Below are 16,930 nucleotides of genomic sequence, written 5' to 3' on the forward strand. Positions count from 1 at the left end.
GTCTTGTCTTTCCGATTGCAATGTCCGATAGCCTTCTGCCGGCTCAACCGGTCGACGCAACAAAGGCGTTAAATCTCTCTGCTGGTGTTTCAAATTGCAAGGTCTTACGTGGTCGTTCATTTAGCTGACGAGCCACTTTGTTCAGATGAGCTTGCGAATGCATCGACAAGTCGGTGCCCTTAGGAAAGTATTGTCTCAGCAGGCCATTAACATTCTCATTCGACCCGCGTTGCCACGGGCTTTGCGGATCGCAAAAATAGACGTCGATTTTGGTCGCCAACGTAAAGCGACGATGATCCGTAAGTTCCTTGCCCCGGTCCCAGGTCAGAGATTTATATAGCTCCTTTGGCAGCTTCTTCGCCTGCTTAATGAGCGCGGTGACAACCGTCTGGGTGTTCTTCTGGCACCTTGGCCAACATCACGTAACGGATATGACGCTCGACCAAGGTCGCGATGAGGTGTTGTTCGGCCCGGACAGGAGATCGCCCTCTCAATGACCAGGCACCGCCCGATCTTCAACCGCCGCCGGTCGCTGACGGATTCAGACGATATCCTTGATATGCCCCGGTTTATCGCCATGCGGGTCAACGGAGCGACGCATCGAGCGCTTCGATCGAAGATGGCTAAGCAGCTCTTTCTTGAGCACGCCGCGCGCTTGGACAAACAGGCTGCGATCGATGGTTTCGTGTGACACCTGATTACACTCGTCTCCAGGATGCGCTCTCTTCAGCCAACCGGCTATCTGCTCGGGTGACCAATCCAATTTGAGCTTCCCTGCCACCGCCCGCCGAAGCCGCGGATTGGCTAACTTACAACATTTTGGACGACGAGATCGAGACCAGGCATTTTCGTCCGCGATTGTCGCTCGGTAGCGATCATAGCCGCCATTGCGACTCATTTCCCGGTGTCAATCGGCCCTTTAATTGCGGGTTGTTGTCAAGCTACCATTCGTTCTCTCCAGTGACACGCCGGTAGCGATTGCTCCGTCGGAGCTGGTCGGGATTGCGGAGACGGAGCGATCGCGGACGGCGAGACGATCGCCTAGGGGGATTGGATAATCGATGTCGTTGGCGGCTTCAGCGTGATTGGGTTGATGTCGTAGCTGGGGTCATGGTCCTTTCCGAGGTCGCGAGCGCCTCATGATGATGTCCGGATCGGGCGCCTCAACGTTTGCAGCGGAATGCGGACGAACCGCCACCAGCCGATTGACCGAGGTCGCCACGACCACCGTCCCAGCGGGACATCGCCAGTCCGGCCAACCGGACCAGGAACTTGCAAGATTAGGCCTCCTTCGCCTGCCCCCAGTCGAACGATGTCCCGTCGACCCAGATGCCGTGCTAGATTACGGCGATCTTCCGGGCAATGGCTACCTTTGCCTTCCTCATGCCAATCCGCTTTGCGAGCTTCATGCCCCGGGCCTTGAGGGAAGACCATTTCTTTGTTCGGTACAGCAGAACGGTTGCGGCCTCGAACAGGTAAGTTCGGAGAAGTCGGTCGCCTCATCGGGATATCTTGCCGTTGGTGTCAGCTTCGCTAGTCACGCAACCATGGTCCAATGGCCAAGTGGAACGCAGATCACCAAGCTCAAGCTGGTCAAACGGCAAATGTACGGGCGCGCTAAGCTCGATCTCCTTCAGGCTAGGCTGATTGGCGCGCCATAGAAACAAACAATCACGATCATCGAATATGCGTCACAGCCAATATGGCAAGCCGAGTGACAACATGTGGTGCATTCCCCATGTGGACGGCGAATACGTTGCCCGCATGGAAAGCGTGCTCGACCTCTACGCCGAGACGCAGAATCCCGCCCGGCCGCTGGTCTGCTACGACGAGACTCCCATCCAGCTGATCGGCGAGGTGCGCCAGCCGGTCCCGGCCCAACCGGGACAGCGCGAGCGCTATGATTGAGAATATCGCCGCAACGGCACCGCCAATCTCTTCGTCACCTTCGATCCACATCGGGGCTGGCGCAACGTCAAGGTCACCGACCGCCGCGCCGCCGTGAACTACGCCCACGGCATGCGTGATCTCGTCGACGTCCATTATCCCGACGCCGCCTGCATCCGTGTCGTGCAGGACAATTTGTCGATCCATAAGCCTGGGGCGCTGTATGGCCGATTTGAGGGCAGCAACTTATGAATGCGCTTGATGACGGTAGGCGCGCTAGGACGGCAAACCAAGCCTGTGGGTTGATGTCATTGAGCTTGGCGGTAGCCGCAGCGTATCGTGCATGGAGACGATATCGACCGAAAGGCGTGGAGGTCAGCAAAACACCGCTTCAGACCGCTCCCGCCCGAACAGGTGCCCGCCTGTCGTGCCACGGTCTGGCTTCCTCCAGATCGCGCGCGATACGGACCAACGTGGCCTCGTCTCCGAAACGGCTGACGATCTGCAGGCCGATTGGTAGCCCGCCGCGACTTTGTGCCAAAGGTAATGATACGGATGGATGTCCGGTCACGTTGAACACTCCAAGATATTGATAAAGCGAAGCATCCGCTTCGAGGTATTCCTCAGCGGAAAGCGCGGGATTGGTCGTGCTGTAGATGCTGCAGTGGGCTAGCGCCACAGTGGGCATTGTCGGAGTTAGCAGAACTTCAAAGGGATGGATTGCCTCCCCAACTCGGAACCTTATCCCACGCAGTGCTTCAAGCGCATCCCCCACAGAAGCCGATTGAGACTTGCCATACTCATAAAGCTTGAGACTCAATGGCTCCAAGGTGTTCGAATCAATTCGCCGCCCCTGGGCTCGCGCATCGTTCTCAAGACTCTCGGCGCTGAGTTTCCTACCGAGTATCCTGATGGGAAGAAGTGAGCGACAGTACTCAGCGAATTCATATGGTGGCGAAATTTCCGTCACCATATGCCCCATTTCTTCTAGCAGCGTAGCCGTATTCTCGACGGCCTGTCGGATTTCCGGATCGGTACTAATCGTCCCCCAATCGGTCATAGCAAGGCCCACTCTGAGAGCGCCGGTCGGCCGCGAAAGTTCCTCCACATATGTTCGGTGCGGCTGCACGATGATAAATGGATCACCGGGATGGGGACCTGCAAAGACATCGAGGGCGGCCGCCATATCGCGCACAGTGCGACATAGAACAAAGTCGCGAGGGAGACCAAACGACCTATCCTGGTTATTCGGACCACCCGAAACCCGCCCGCGCGAGGGATTCAGTCCGACAAGGCCACACCAGGCGGCGGGAATGCGAATGGATCCGCCGCCGTCGCTTCCATGCGCCATGGGAGCAATGCCGGAAGCCACCGCTGCGGCTGCACCAGAAGATGAGCCGCCTGCGGAGCGTTCCAGATTCCATGGATTGCCGGTAATGCCAGTCAGAATGGATTCGCTCATTCCGGAGCCGCCAAAAATTTCCGGTGTTGTCGTTCTTCCGAGCGTTTGGAGACCGGCGGCTCGAGCCCGGCGAAAAAAATAGCTTTCGACATCGGGACGACGGCCCTTGTACAACCGGCAGCCGAGTTCCTGGAGGCGGCCAGCTTCGGTGGCACCGGCATCTTTGCGAAAGAAAGGCACGCCATGGAATAACCCTCCGTCCGCGCCAGCAATACCATCAGCGTCCCCGTAGAATTCGATGACGGCATTGGTACGCGGGTTGACATCGTCGTGCGCGTTGCGGGCTAGCTGCGTTAGTTCTAAGGGCGTGACGTCCCCCGAGCGCACGAGAGAGGCTAATCCGGTCGCATCGTAATTGATATACTCGCCTAATCTCATTTGTTAGATATCCGTTTACTTCGCCCGCACTCTGGCAAGATTGGAGGTCAATATCGCGCGGCAGAATCGCAGTGCTAAGGCAACCACGAACCGTCAGGATCACGATTCTGCTGGCCCGGAAGACATGACGCTCTTCCCGATGCCGTGCTGAGAAAGATGACACGCTAGACTTGGCGGTTTTCAACGAAATGCTGCGTCGAGCGCATACTTTTGGCGAACAAGTCATCGCAAATGCAATATTTCGACGACGTAAAGGCGCTCCCTAGGAATACTTCGCATAAAATATGGGCCGGGCTAGCTGATGGCGGCGTGCGATGATGCTTTGGTGGCCGAGGAAGCAGCTACAACGCAGATATGCGCTTGAATGCGCTGCATCAGCTGGTCTGATGCCCCGTTGCATTCAGGAATGGGAAGAGTGCGGTGGGATTTGAACCCTTGCGGCTCGGTGGAGCAACCGGCGGCACGCGCAGCCATGGCCTACCACAGCATCCCGACCGCCGGGACGGGATCGCTGCGATTGACATATTCGGTCCTTGCAGGGTGCTCATGTCGCCCGCGCCGATCAGGAGAAGCTCAAGAGTTTTTTGGACGACTTGCAGAACCCGCGTGCTGTCTCATCGCCGAGCTATAAGCGGGCGCGATTCCCATTACGCCGCGCCATCGGCGATCGCTCACGGCGAGCGAATGAACAACCTCAGCTCACGTCTGTGCCTACGAGCGGAACGCCGGACTCGCCTGCAGCGCTGCAGCCTATATGCGCCCGCGAGCGTTCACGCAGACGAGGCCGCACCTATCCGCAGGACAGCTGATCGATTCGTCCCCCCCTTGCTCCTAGGCCCGTCGCGACAATATCCCCGTCACCACCGCAGCCGAATCGGCCCGAGGAGCCGCCTGAACAGCGCCGCAGGTGCCGTGAAGTACGGGTGGCACCGTTCAACGTCGTTTCGCCTTCCCAATCCACTAAATAGATCCAGGTGCCGTTCGTCAGCGTTCGCAGTACCCAGCGCCAGCCCGGCGAAAGCGATAGCTCTCCGTTCCGGACGATGCGTTTATAGAGGCCCCCCGTCGGTAGATTCCAATGACGTAACATCCCTGCGCGTACACGAGAGGCTAAACCGGCAGCATCGAATAGAGATATCTACTCACTTGGAGATCTGGGTCGTGTTGTAGATGCCGCGCAGCCTCTCGGCGCGGCGGCGCAGCAGTTCGAGGGTGATCAGCATCCCGGCCGCGACGAAGATTAGCACTGTCGCTGCCGCGGTGATCGTAGGATTGAGCTCTTCGCGGATACCAGAGAACATGACTCTTGGCAACGTTCGCTGCTCGGGACCCGCCACAAAGAGCGCCACGACTAGCTCGTCAAAAGAGGTGATAAAAGCGAACAGGGCGCCGGCAATCATGCCGGGCAGGATTAATGGCATGGTTACTCTGAAGAACACGAGGATCGGCGACGCTCCCAAGCTCGCTGCGGCAAGAGCGAGGGAGCGATCGAAACCGCTGAGCGTCGCGGTCACGGTGATGAGCACGTAGGGGGTCGCCAGCATCGTATGCGCGAGGATTAGCCCCGCGTAAGAATTCAGCAATCCAACTTCGGCGTAGAAGAAGTACAGGCCGACCGCTGTGATCACTGTTGGCACAATCATGGGAGAGATCAAAAGACCGGTCACCGCCGTTCGAAAGGGAAAGTTCGGCCGGCTGAGCCCAACAGCGGCTAAAGTGCCGAGCATGGTCGCGAGCAGGGTGACCGAGAAGGCTATGAATATGGAGTTGAACAGCGCGCCCTGCCATCGGGTTGTTAAGAAGAACTCCTGATACCACCGCAACGACAACGACTGCATCGGATAGGTGAAGAACGGCACCGAGTTGAAAGAGAGCGGCACGATCGCGAGGATGGGCGCAAGAAGGAACAGCAGGACCGCCCCACCGAGCACCCGGTGAAGGAAGTACCAAGTCCTTTCGATTGGAGATCTATAGGCGGAGACAGTCATCGCTTTTACCCCAGTCGGACCCGGTCGACGCCAACCAGCTTGTTGAACAGGCAATAGAGCACCAGGGTGCCGGCAAGCAGGATGGCACCGAGGGCTGAAGCCATACCCCAGTTGAGCTCGTCGGTGGTATAGCGAGCGACGAAATAGCCGACCATTTGGTCAGCGGGGCCTCCTACTAGTGCGGGGGTGATGTAGTAACCAAGGCAGAGAATGAAAGTCAGCAGGCAGCCTGCAGCAACACCAGGCATCGTTTGCGGGAAATATACTTTCCAGAAGGCGTAGAACGGGCCGGCGCCGAGCGAGCGAGCTGCGCGAAGGTGGCTGGGGGGGATGTTCTTCATTACGCTGTAGATTGGTAATAGCGTGACAGGAAGCTGGATGTGCGTCATCGCAACTACGGTCCCGACACGATTAAAGATCAGCTCAGCGGGCTGTGATATAAAATGTAGCGCCAGTAACGTGTCGTTGATGATGCCGTGCTCCTGCAGAAGAACGACCCAGGCCGTTGTACGCACTAATACTGATGTCCAGAACGGTAGCACTACCATGATCATCAGCAGATTGCTGGATCTAGGTGACAGTGTTGCTAGGAGATAGGCAACCGGGAAGCCCAGCAGCAGCGTGGCGGCGGTCACGCCAATGCTGATTCCCACCGTTCGCAGGAACGCGTCGTGGAAGACCGCGCTCTCCGGCGGAGTTGCGACGACTTGGCCCTCTGAACCGTACTGGTAATCGAACGAACGCAGCAGATAGAAAGCCGTATAGGCTGAGCGTCCGCGCTTCAATACGCTCCAGACGTCATGCCGCTCCCAAAGTGGTTGGATCTCGATCAGCGCTGCTTTGTAGGGCCCCCCCGAGAGTGTGCTCGCTTTGCGGGCACTGGAGGTCACGGCGCTACTAGCGCCAGGTATTTCATAGTTGATCCGCTTACCGATTAGCGCAGCGGTCTTGCGAGTCCAGGATTCTCGTAAGTCGTGCGCGAGAGCCGCAAAGGTAGCCTCGTCGGGCAGCTGTTGGCCGTTCCAGGTGCTCAACGCGGCCATGGTTCGCGGCAGCTGCAGCAGCAGTGTATCGTCATGGACCGCGTTGAACATCACCCGGCCAATAGGAAAGACGAAAGTGATAAGCACGAACAGGAGAAGCGGCGTTACGAGCGTGAACGCCCTCAGTTTGCGCCGGCGGTCTACCTGTTGCAGTTTGATCCGCAGCGAACTGCCATCCGGGCTGCGGGCAGTTTGCGCGGCCATTGTTGTCATCGGTTCTCTCTTGGTTCATCTGTTGGTTGCTGAGGCGAGCGGAAGACCCCTCGCCTATCGTATCCTTTCGGGCCTTTACTTCGAGACCCAAGCAGTAAAACGCTGGCGCAGTTCCTCGCCGTTGTCAGTCCAGAAACTGGGGTCGATGAGCAAGGCGTTCTGCATGTGCTCTGGTGAAGTGGCAAGGTTGCGCAAGACGCCTGGATCGACCAGAGGGATAGCGTCCTTGTTAGTGGGTCCGTAGTTTATATACTGGGTCAGGCCAGCCTGCCGGGCCGGCGAAGCGGCAAAGGAGATGAACTTGTACGCCTCGTCTTGGTGCGAAGTGCCCTTGGGAATTGTCCAGAGAGTTGTAGAGACTAGCGGGGCGTCCCACATCATCTCAAAATGCTTGCCAGAGTTTTTGATTGCCTCGAGAATCCGGCCGCTCGTTGCCGTTACCATGACGACTTGGCCGTCGGCGAGCAGTTGTGGACCTTGGGCGTTCGTCGTAAACCAGACAACGTCCTTTTTGATTGTATCGAGCTTCTTGAATGCTTGGTCGACTCCCTCGCGTGTGCGGAGCACCTTGTACACGTCCTTGACGGCCACGCCGTCAGCGACCAGCGCCCACTCGATGATACCCCACGGAGTCTTTTGGATGGCACGCTTCCCTGGAAACTTCCTCAGGTCGAAGAAGTCGGCCATAGTAGCCGGGCCGTTGGGCAGCTTGTCCTTGTCCCAGGCGATGATGTAGCCATAGGCGTTGTTAGGAACGCCGCAGTCGTTCTTCTCCTGGTCGGTGAACTTCGACCGGTCGAGCCCAAGCCGTTTCCAGTCGATCACCTCGATGATGCCTTCGGCGCACATTTCCGCGGCCTGGCCTGCGTCCGCGTGGGCCACATCCCAGGTCACGGTCTTGGACTTGACCATCGCGCGGACTTTGGCGATCTCACCATTGTATTCGTCCTCGATGATCTTTATCCCTGTCTCTTTGGCGAAAGGCTCGTAGTAGGTCTTGCGCTCGGCACTCTGGTAGACGCCTCCGAAGGAAACGATCCTTAGCTGATCATCCGCCAAGGCAGGCGCCAGTGGCAGCAGTGCAATGAGCGCTTGAGCGGCGACTTTTAAGAATCTGTTCATGGTGCAATACCTCCTCTAAATGCCGCCCTGAGCGGCAAGATCTAAGCGAAAATGCCGTTCAGTTCCGCTATTGCTTGACATCCAACGTGCCATCTGGTTCGTCAAATGCACGACAATCCTCCGCTTTCCAACCAACTGTGATCGTCGCTCCCGCCTCGACTTGCGTCACACCTTCCAAGTTCGGCAGCTTGACCACGAATTCGCTTTGGCCGCAGACCGAAACTCGGATGCGCACTTGATCTCCCAGATAGATCAGCTCTTCGATCCTCGCGCTGAGGACATTGGGCAGCGAGCCAGGTTGCGGATTCAGCCTTACCCGTTCCGGCCGCAGGGACAGTATGGTTGGTCGGCCAACTGCCTCGATGTTGATAGCCAACGCTTGAACATTTCCGCCCCCAGGAACTTCCACCGTGCAGATCACGCCGTTCACCGCCACGACCTTGCCCGGCAACCTGTTGTTCTCACCAATGAATTGAGCGACGAAGGCGTTGCGCGGCCGCTCGTACAGTTCCACCGGCTTTGCGAGCTGCTGGATTACGCCATCGTTAAACACCGCTATGCGGTCAGACATGGTCAGCGCTTCGGCCTGATCATGCGTAACGTAGACAACAGTAACGCCGAGATCCTCGTGGATATGCTTGATTTCCAACTGCATCTGCTCGCGCAGCTGCTTGTCGAGTGCTCCGAGCGGCTCGTCCATTAGTACGAGCTTCGGATCGAAGACAAGCGCACGGGCAAGTGCGACTCGCTGCTGCTGACCACCGGAGAGCTGGGCGGGCCGGCGCCCCCCATAAGGACCAAGCCGGACCATCTCAAGTGCCCGATTGATCCTGGCCTCGCGCTCAGCCCTGCCGAGCTTCCGAACCTTGAGTGGGAAGGCGAGATTCTCGGCTACCGTCATATGCGGAAATAGCGCGTAGTTCTGGAACACCATACCAATGTCGCGCTTGTGGGGCGGCATCTTGTCGATGGGGCGTCCTTCCAGGACGATCGAGCCGCGGGTTGGCGCTTCGAACCCAGCAAGCATCATGAGGGTGGTCGTCTTGCCCGACCCCGAAGGGCCTAACATCGTCAAAAACTCACCGCGCGCGACATCTAGATTAATATCCCTTACGACGAGCGTTTCGCCGTCGTAGGTCTTCTGAACGTTCAAAAATTTTACAAAAGCACTATTGTAGTCTGGCATTGCGTCCACCTCCGCCTCACGATGCTCGGCGATCGCGACACCTCCTATTAGACCAGGCATTGCAGTCTTTTCACCGTGAGGAAGGCGCAAGCGGGGAGAAACGTGCACAAGGCGCCCTGGGCTCGCCAAAAAGCTCACTACATCCTCCCCTTCTTGAGCAGACCATTCACTGGAAAGTGTATTCTTGCCGTTGGCGGAAGCATTAACCGACCCGGCAAGACGAAAGCCTTCGAGATAGCGTGTTCTTGCTTTGAAATTCTGCGTGCGATCAGAAGTCGCGAAGCTTTTAGGCCCCGAGGCCGTCAGTGGACTAAGGTTCGTGGAGCATGGCGTCCATAGTTGTCCGACGCTCGGGCCGATCTGACTTCCCACATGTCCATGGGCCGAGGACGTCTGGCACATTGGACGTTCGTTCAGCAGCTTTGGAGTCTCGGGGTTTGTAAGCCGAGCGCCGCTAGCAGACCGTGAGGGATAATCCGGCGAGCTCATCAGGTTGCGTAGTTGAGCGTTTTTTCCAGAGATGGCGTGGGAGTTTTCAAGCAGCGAGTGAGACGGCCGCTGTAGTCGGTGGACCTTCTCCAAATGAGTGGACACCTGTAGTTGGCTTGAGCGGTCGATCGATCGGGGCGGTCGCCAAGGAGTCTGCGCGAGAGGGCCTGCCGGGTTAGCATCCGGAACATCAACAACTTCGCCGAATACGGCTTGATTAGCCCGACTGCCCGAGCTCCTGCACATTGGCGAAACCGCATTCGAATAGCTTACAAGCACGCTCAATCGCCAACGTTTCCGCGAGATCCACGAACTGACAACCGCCGTAATAGCGGCGCCCCGGATAACCCTCCGCATATTTGTTGGTCATCACTGAACCTTGCGCCTCAAGCACAGCTCGCGAAACGATATTCTCGGAGGCGATGAGTTCGATCTCATTGCGCTGGCGGCCGAGTTCTAGCGTGATGGCCCGAGCAATCTCGGGGTCACGTCGCATGAGTGAGCCGGTAAAAAAATCATCGGCAGCGCTAGGGTGTCTGGGGTGCAACATTCATGGCGTTTCTCCTCTTCAGCATTCGACCCAACTGACCGCGAGGCCGCCCAAGGACGTTTCCTTGTATTTGTCCTGCATGTCGGCGCCGGTCTGGCGCATCGTGGCGACGACCTGGTCGAGACTCACTTTGTGAGCCCCGTCGCCGTGCAGCGCCAAAGAGGCCGCGTTGACTGCTTTAACCGCCCCGAATGCGTTGCGTTCAATGCATGGGATCTGGACGAGCCCATTTATGGGATCGCATGTCATGCCGAGATGATGTTCCATTGCGATCTCAGCGGCATTCTCAATCTGCGTATTGCTGCCACCTAACGCCGCCGCGAGACCTGCCGCCGCCATGGAGCTGGCAACGCCGACCTCGCCTTGACATCCAACTTCCGCTCCCGAAATCGAAGCGTTCATTTTAAACAGAGCTCCAATCGCTGTTGCAGTGAGGAGGAAGGTCTCGATCCCCTCTTCAGAGGTGCCAGCGCAGAAGTCACGGTAGTAGCGAAGCACGGCCTGAACAACGCCCGCCGCGCCGTTGGTCGGCGCTGTGACCACCTGTCCGCCGGCAGCGTTCTCCTCGTTGACAGCGATAGCGAAAACGCTGAGGAAATCCATGACTTCATGCGCCGATCGGTCATTTACGAGGCGTTCCGATTTCAACCGTTGATAAATGGCGGACGCGCGGCGCTTCACCTTCAGCCCGCCCGGCAATTCACCGGAGGTCGAAAGGCCGCGATCTATGCAGGCGAACATGGTTCTCGCGACAAGTCGCAAATGATCGCGCACTTCGTCGGCAGGTCGCGAGGTGGCTTCGTTTTCACGAATCATCGCAGCGATAGGCAAACCATGCCGTTCGCCGAGGATCAGCAACTCGCGGGCATTTGAGAAGGAGAAAGGCGTCGCCCCATTTGCGGGCTGCGCAGCGCCGAGTTCGTTTTCCGGGATCACGAACCCGCCACCGACGGAGCACCAACGCTCTTCCCTCAGACATTCGCCGCTGTCGCCATAAGCTGCGAAGCGCAACGTGTTGGGATGACGCGGCGGGCGAGTCTGCTTATCGAACTGGAGATCGCGCGCCGCTTCAAACGCGATCGCTTTGCGACCGTCCAGGACAAGACGCCGCTCGCCGCCGACGCGAGCGAGCAGAGCCTGCGCATGATCGGGATTTACGGTGTCCGGCCTTTCGCCGGACAAGCCGAGGATTATGGCGCGGTCCGTCGCATGGCCTACACCCGTCCAGGCGAGCGAACCGTAGAGTGTAACTTCAATTCGCGCGACTTCGGAGAGGTCGCCGGCAACGAAGGACGCCGCGCCTTTCATCGGCCCGACCGTGTGTGACGACGATGGACCGATGCCAATTTTGAAGACGTCGAATACGCTGATCATCTCATTGCTACCGGTCAGAGCGAAGAATTGTCGTCGCGGGCCGCTTCGAGAAGCGCGCAGACGTAGGGTGCGAACGACCGCCAGACCTCGACGTGAAAGCTATCCGATTGCTGCCGCCATAGAATGATTTCGGCCTTTTCGAATATCGTTCGCACGACGGCGCCGACGGGAAACGCCGCAAGCGAGAGATCCAGAGGTACGCCCGCATTGAGAAGCAGTTCCGCGCCACGCCCCTCGACAGCCAGCGCAGTTTGCCGATGCGAGATGTCAACGAGAGAATGGGCGATGCCACTAAGCGCGGCTTCCAGTTTCGCCTGAAGCGCGGGGGTCTCCGCCTCCGGCGCAATCAGCAGCCATTCGTCGGGGCCGAGCCAGAGCGCTACGCGCGCGCCGTCAGCGTTGAATTCACACGACGTCGTCGGTATGGCGACGCCAAACGCTTTGCCAGCAGCCGCGACCGCGTCCACGCCGCGCAGCAACAATCGGGTCGCCGCGGGCGCTGTCCTCAACGTGACGCCCGCGACGGGCGCCGGTGGTAGATCGACCGGCGCCCGGCGGGTCTGGGAAAGATCAAGCATTGATACGCACTCCGTCTGGATCGAAGAAGATGGGTTCAACGACTCTGACGGCGATCGGTCCACTCGCCATCGGCGCATGAAGCGTCTCGCCCATACGCGCGCGTCCGCCTGCAACTATCGCCAGGGCGATTGATCGACCGAGCGTCGCGCTCCAATAGGCCGAAGTGACATGGCCAAGCGCTTGCGTTCCCTTTACGGGCGTGGCTTCGGCCGTGATTTGTGCGCCCTCCTCAAGGACGGTCGCTGGATCGTCGGTCAACAAGCCGACGAGTTGCTTTCGGTTCGGCGCGATGAGGTCGAGGCGGCGCAAGGAACGTTTGCCGACAAAATCGCGCTTGTTCTTGCCGATTGCCCAGTCGAGAGCGAGGTCGGATGGGGTAACCGTGCCGTCAGTTTCCTGCCCAACGATGATATAGCCTTTCTCAGCGCGCAGCACGTGCATGGTCTCGGTGCCATAGGGCGTAAGGCCATGCGGTTGGCCTGCCTCATAGATCGCCTGCCAAATTGCCGGACCATGGTCGGCGGGAACGTTGACCTCGAAGCCGAGTTCGCCGGTGAAGCTGACGCGGAACAACCGCGTTGGCACGCCGCAGATCTTGCCCTCGCGCAGGCTCATATGCGGCATTGCGACGGCGGAGAGGTCGATGCCCTCAACGAGCGGCGCGAGAATTTCGCGCGCCTTCGGTCCCTGTACCGCGACCACGGCCCATTGCTCGGTGGTCGAGGTCAGCCAGACCTTCAGGTCCGGAAACTCGGTCTGAAGATAATCCTCCATATGCGCAAGCACGCGTGGCGCGCCGCCCGTCGTCGTTGTCACGTGGAATCGGTCGTTCGCCATGCGGCCGACGACGCCGTCGTCGATGACGAAACCGGCTTCGTTGAGCATCAGGCCATAGCGGCAACGGCCAACGCCGAGCTTGGCCCAAGGATTAGTGTAGAGCCGCTCCATGAATTCGACGGCGTCAGGGCCGACGACTTCGATCTTGCCGAGGGTCGTCGCGTCGAAAATCCCGGCATCTTTCCGCACAGCGAGGCCTTCGCGATTGACAGCGGCATGGATGGATTCGCCCGCCTTCGGAAAATACCACGCGCGCTTCCACTGCCCGACGTCCTCGAACATGGCGCCCAAGGCCTTGGCTTTGGCGTGCATTGGTGTGCGGCGGATCGGATCGAAGAGATCGCCACGCGAATGGCCCGCGAGGGTCCCGAAGGTTACCGGGGTGAAGGGTGAGCGGAACGACGTCAAGCCGACCTCGGGAATTGCCTTGTCGAGCGCCGCGGCGGCGATGGCGAGGCCGTTCATGTTCGAGGTCTTGCCCTGATCGGTCGCCATGCCGGTCGTGGTGTAGCGCTTGACGTGCTCGATGGATCGCATGCCTTCGCGTACAGCGAGCTTGATGTCTTTGGCGGTGACGTCGTTCTGAAAATCGACGAAGGCCTTAACCTTCTGCGGATCGCGCGGATGCGGAACCGCGCCATGGAACCCGCCGGAGGGCGCTGTCGCATCCGAGACAACGAAGGCGCGTTCGGTTGGCGCGCCTACCGCCGCGGCGCCGACGGTATGGCCCTCGGCGAGGGCGGCGGCGAGATCGAAGACGCCGTTGCAGGCGCCTGCGGAACGTTCGTTTTGCGCGGAAACGCCCGGGACATATATTTGACGTAACGCGTCGAAGGTCAGCTTGCCGCGCGATTGTGAGAACAGATGCACCGCGGGCGTCCACCCACCGGCCATCAGGACGAGATCGCAGCGGACGGATGGGCCGGAGATGGTCGAACCGTCAGCGCCCAGGGCGCAGAGGCTCGCGCCGGTGACGCGAGCGCGTCCGGATACGCCTGAAACCGCCGTGGCAAATTGGATCGGCAGCCCCGTCGCCTTCGCCAACGCGAGACCTGGACCTTCCGGAGCGCGGCGAATATCGGCGATGGCGACGATCCTGATGCCCGCCTTATGTAGATCGAGCGCCGCCGTATAGCCGGTATCGTCGGCAGTGAACATCACGGCCTTCTTGCCGGACTTCGCGCCGTAGCGGTTGAGGTAGGTGCGCGCGGCCGAGGCGAGCATCACGCCTGGCCTGTCGTTGTCGGGGAACACGAGCGGGCGTTCGATCGCGCCCGTCGCGAGAACGACTTGTTTCGCTCGAACCTTCCATAGCCGTTCACGAGGCGCGCGTGCATCGGGCGCAACGACATGCTCGGTCACGCGTTCGGCGAGGCCGACGAAATTTTGCGCGTAATAGCCGAAAGCCTGCGTGCGCGCAAGCAAGGTGACATTCGCCATCGTCTTCAATTGCTGGAGCGTTGCGGCGACCCAAGCCCGCGCGGACTGTCCGTCGACGGTTGCGTCTACTTCGTCGAGCAGACCACCTCCCATTTCCGCTTGTTCGTCAGCGAGAATCACGCGCTTGCCTGTTTGCCCGGCCGCGAGGGCGGCGGCTAGCCCCGTCGCCCCAGCACCGACGATGAGGACGTCTGAGAAGGCGTATTGCTGCGCGTAATGATCCGGATCGGGCGCTGTCGGCGCGACGCCCAGCCCCGCCGCGCGGCGGATGAACGGCTCGTAGATCGTCTTCCACGCGCTCACAGGCGCCATAAAAGTCTTGTAGTAGAAACCCGCGCTGAACAGCCCCGCCGGAACGAGATCGTTGATCTCGCCGATATCGAAGCTGAGCGATGGCCAGCGGTTTTGGCTGTTCGCGACCAACCCTTCGTAAAGCTCGACCTGGGTCGCGCGCAGGTTTGGAGCGGTGCGTCCCCCACCGCGATCGACGTCCACCAGCGCGTTCGGCTCCTCGGCGCCGGCGGCGAGGAAGCCACGCGGGCGGTGGTATTTGAACGAGCGCCCGATGAGATGCACGCCGTTAGCGATCAGCGCCGAAGCGAGCGTATCGCCCAGATAGCCTTGATAGCGCCGCCCATCGAAGCGGAAGTTGAGTGGGGCGCCACGATCGATCCGACCGCCTTGGACCATGCGAAGATTGTTGTTCATCGCACCGCCTCCGGTCGGGCTTGGCCCGCCTTGTATGTCGTCTGGATCTTGTCGGTCACGGTGTCGCGCAGGCAATTGAAGAAGCGACCGCAGCCGTTGGTGTGTCGCCAACGCTCGGCGTGCAGCCCCCTGGGATTCGCCCGAAAATAGAGGTATTTCGCCCAATCCTCGCCGGACATGGTCTCCGGATCGGCGGGACGCGCGATATGCGCCTGGCCCGCGTACCGGAACTCCAGTTCCGGCCGATCCATTTCGCAATAGGGGCAATGAATGAGCAGCATGACGTTACCTCAATGCGCGACGGCGGCGGCGGCGGCTTCGTCGATGAGACGCCCCGTGCGGAAGCGATCGAGCGTGAACGGCGCGGCGATCGGATGCGGCTCGCCGGTCGCAACCGTATGCGCGAACACATGCCCAGAACCGGGCGTCGCCTTGAAGCCGCCGGTGCCCCAGCCGCAATTGACGTAGAGCCCCGGCACAGGCGTCTTACCTATGATCGGCGAGCGGTCCGGGGTCACGTCGACAATGCCACCCCAGTTGCGCAGCATGCGCAGGCGGCGTACGACGGGGAACAGTTCGCAGATCGCATCCAACGTGTGGCTTGCTATGTGCAGGCCGCCGGTCTGAGAATATGACGTGTAGGCGTCTGTGCCCGCGCCGATGACCATTTCGCCCTTGTCCGATTGCGACATATAGGCGTGGATGGTGTTGGACATCACAACGCAAGGCATGATCGGCTTGACAGGCTCCGATACCAGAGCTTGCAAGGGATAACTCTCCAGCGGCATCTGCACATCGGCCATGCCCATGACGACACTGGTGTGGCCCGCCGCGACGACGCCGATTTTCCTGGCGCCGACAAAGCCGCGCGTGGTGTCGAGGCCGCTGACCGCCCCGTTCACATTGCGGCGAATGCCGGTGACCTCGCAATTCTGGATGATGTCGACACCGAGCGCCGAAGCGGCGCGCGCATAACCCCACGCCACGGCGTCATGCCGCGCCGTCCCGCCGCGTCGCTGCAAGGCTGCGCCGATAATGGGATAGCGGACATTCTTGCTGATATTCAAGATCGGGCAGAACGCCAGCGCCTCCTCGGCGCTCAGCCATTCGTTGTCGATGCCGGCGAGGCGGTTGGCGTGGACGTGGCGCTTGAAGACCTGCACATCGTGGATGTTGTGCGCGAGCATCATCACCCCGCGCGGGGAATACATCACATTGTAGTTGAGGTCCTGGCTGAGACCTTCCCATAGTTTCAGCGCGTGCTCGTAAAGCGCCTCGGATTCTTCCCAGAGGTAGTTCGAGCGGATGATCGTGGTATTGCGACCGGTGTTGCCGCCGCCCAGCCAGCCCTTTTCGATCACGGCGATATTCGTGAGGCCATGCTCCTTGACCATGTAATAGGCGGTCGCGAGGCCATGTCCGCCGGCGCCGACAATAACCGCATCGTATGCGGCCTTGGGTTCCGGCGAACGCCATTGCTCTGGCCAACCCATATTGCCGGCGAAGGCCTGGCGAAGCAGGCTCACAAAAGAAAAGCGCATGGCGTGTCCTCGACGTTGGCCAGAAGCATGAGGCTTCAGACCGGCTCAATGCGAGTAGAATTGTGCCATTTCGCGAGGAGAATATCGCTGATGGCCAAGATTCTGTGCGTTGCTCGAGCGACTCGCCCACGTT

Annotated in this window: 10 protein-coding genes and 4 pseudogenes; 1 reads left to right on the forward strand and 13 read right to left on the reverse strand. The window is 59.7% G+C overall.

Going from position 1 to position 16,930, the window contains the following annotated elements:
- Positions 1-43: 43 nt before the first annotated feature.
- Both ABIB73_RS36400 and ABIB73_RS36405 read right to left on the reverse strand, forming a co-directional pair.
- Positions 44-904, reverse strand: a pseudogene (locus ABIB73_RS36400) (IS30 family transposase); the annotation flags it as partial.
- Between the two features lie 433 nt (positions 905-1,337).
- Positions 1,338-1,526, reverse strand: a pseudogene (locus ABIB73_RS36405) (IS110 family RNA-guided transposase); the annotation flags it as partial.
- Positions 1,527-1,722: 196 nt separating this feature from the next.
- Between ABIB73_RS36405 and ABIB73_RS36410 the strand changes: the two are divergent.
- Positions 1,723-2,121: pseudogene (locus ABIB73_RS36410) on the forward strand (transposase); the annotation flags it as partial.
- Between the two features lie 157 nt (positions 2,122-2,278).
- Here the strand turns inward: ABIB73_RS36410 and ABIB73_RS36415 are convergent.
- From ABIB73_RS36415 to ABIB73_RS36465, 11 genes and pseudogenes are all read right to left on the reverse strand, one after another.
- Positions 2,279-3,727, reverse strand: a complete 1,449-nt coding sequence (locus ABIB73_RS36415; protein ID WP_354232173.1) for an amidase — start codon at positions 3,725-3,727, stop codon at positions 2,279-2,281.
- 1,142 nt (positions 3,728-4,869) lie between these two features.
- On the reverse strand, positions 4,870-5,715 hold the full coding sequence (locus ABIB73_RS36420; RefSeq protein ID WP_231189239.1) for an ABC transporter permease: 846 nt from the start codon (positions 5,713-5,715) through the stop codon (positions 4,870-4,872).
- 5 nt (positions 5,716-5,720) lie between these two features.
- Positions 5,721-6,971: an ABC transporter permease gene (locus tag ABIB73_RS36425; RefSeq protein WP_354232175.1), complete on the reverse strand. Its 1,251-nt coding sequence runs from the start codon at positions 6,969-6,971 to the stop codon at positions 5,721-5,723.
- Positions 6,972-7,046: 75 nt separating this feature from the next.
- Positions 7,047-8,093 carry an ABC transporter substrate-binding protein gene (locus ABIB73_RS36430; RefSeq protein ID WP_354232177.1) on the reverse strand — a complete coding sequence of 349 codons (1,047 nt, stop codon included), beginning with the start codon at positions 8,091-8,093 and terminating at the stop codon, positions 7,047-7,049.
- A gap of 67 nt (positions 8,094-8,160) precedes the next feature.
- Complete coding sequence (locus tag ABIB73_RS36435; protein WP_354232215.1) at positions 8,161-9,279, reverse strand: ABC transporter ATP-binding protein; 1,119 nt, start codon at positions 9,277-9,279, stop codon at positions 8,161-8,163.
- Positions 9,280-9,972: 693 nt separating this feature from the next.
- Positions 9,973-10,318 (reverse strand): annotated as a pseudogene (glyA, locus tag ABIB73_RS36440) (serine hydroxymethyltransferase); the annotation flags it as partial.
- Positions 10,319-10,336: 18 nt separating this feature from the next.
- Positions 10,337-11,692: an L-serine ammonia-lyase gene (locus ABIB73_RS36445; RefSeq protein ID WP_354232179.1), complete on the reverse strand. Its 1,356-nt coding sequence runs from the start codon at positions 11,690-11,692 to the stop codon at positions 10,337-10,339.
- A 14-nt stretch (positions 11,693-11,706) separates the two neighbouring features.
- On the reverse strand, positions 11,707-12,174 hold the full coding sequence (locus ABIB73_RS36450) for a sarcosine oxidase subunit gamma (protein WP_354232181.1): 468 nt from the start codon (positions 12,172-12,174) through the stop codon (positions 11,707-11,709).
- Between the two features lie 88 nt (positions 12,175-12,262).
- Positions 12,263-15,256, reverse strand: coding sequence for a sarcosine oxidase subunit alpha family protein (locus ABIB73_RS36455; RefSeq protein ID WP_502918484.1), 2,994 nt, complete (start codon positions 15,254-15,256; stop codon positions 12,263-12,265).
- Positions 15,253-15,537 (reverse strand): sarcosine oxidase subunit delta, encoded by a 285-nt coding sequence (locus ABIB73_RS36460; protein WP_354232183.1) that lies wholly within the window; start codon positions 15,535-15,537, stop codon positions 15,253-15,255. Before ABIB73_RS36460 ends, ABIB73_RS36455 begins: the two co-directional genes overlap by 4 nt.
- A 9-nt stretch (positions 15,538-15,546) precedes the next feature.
- The gene (locus ABIB73_RS36465; protein ID WP_354232184.1) at positions 15,547-16,797 is read right to left on the reverse strand and encodes a sarcosine oxidase subunit beta family protein; all 1,251 of its coding nucleotides are present in this window, start codon (positions 16,795-16,797) and stop codon (positions 15,547-15,549) included.
- Positions 16,798-16,930 lie beyond the last annotated feature (133 nt).

It is taken from the genome of Bradyrhizobium sp. F1.4.3 (assembly GCF_040548375.1).
GTDB lineage: Bacteria > Pseudomonadota > Alphaproteobacteria > Rhizobiales > Xanthobacteraceae > Bradyrhizobium.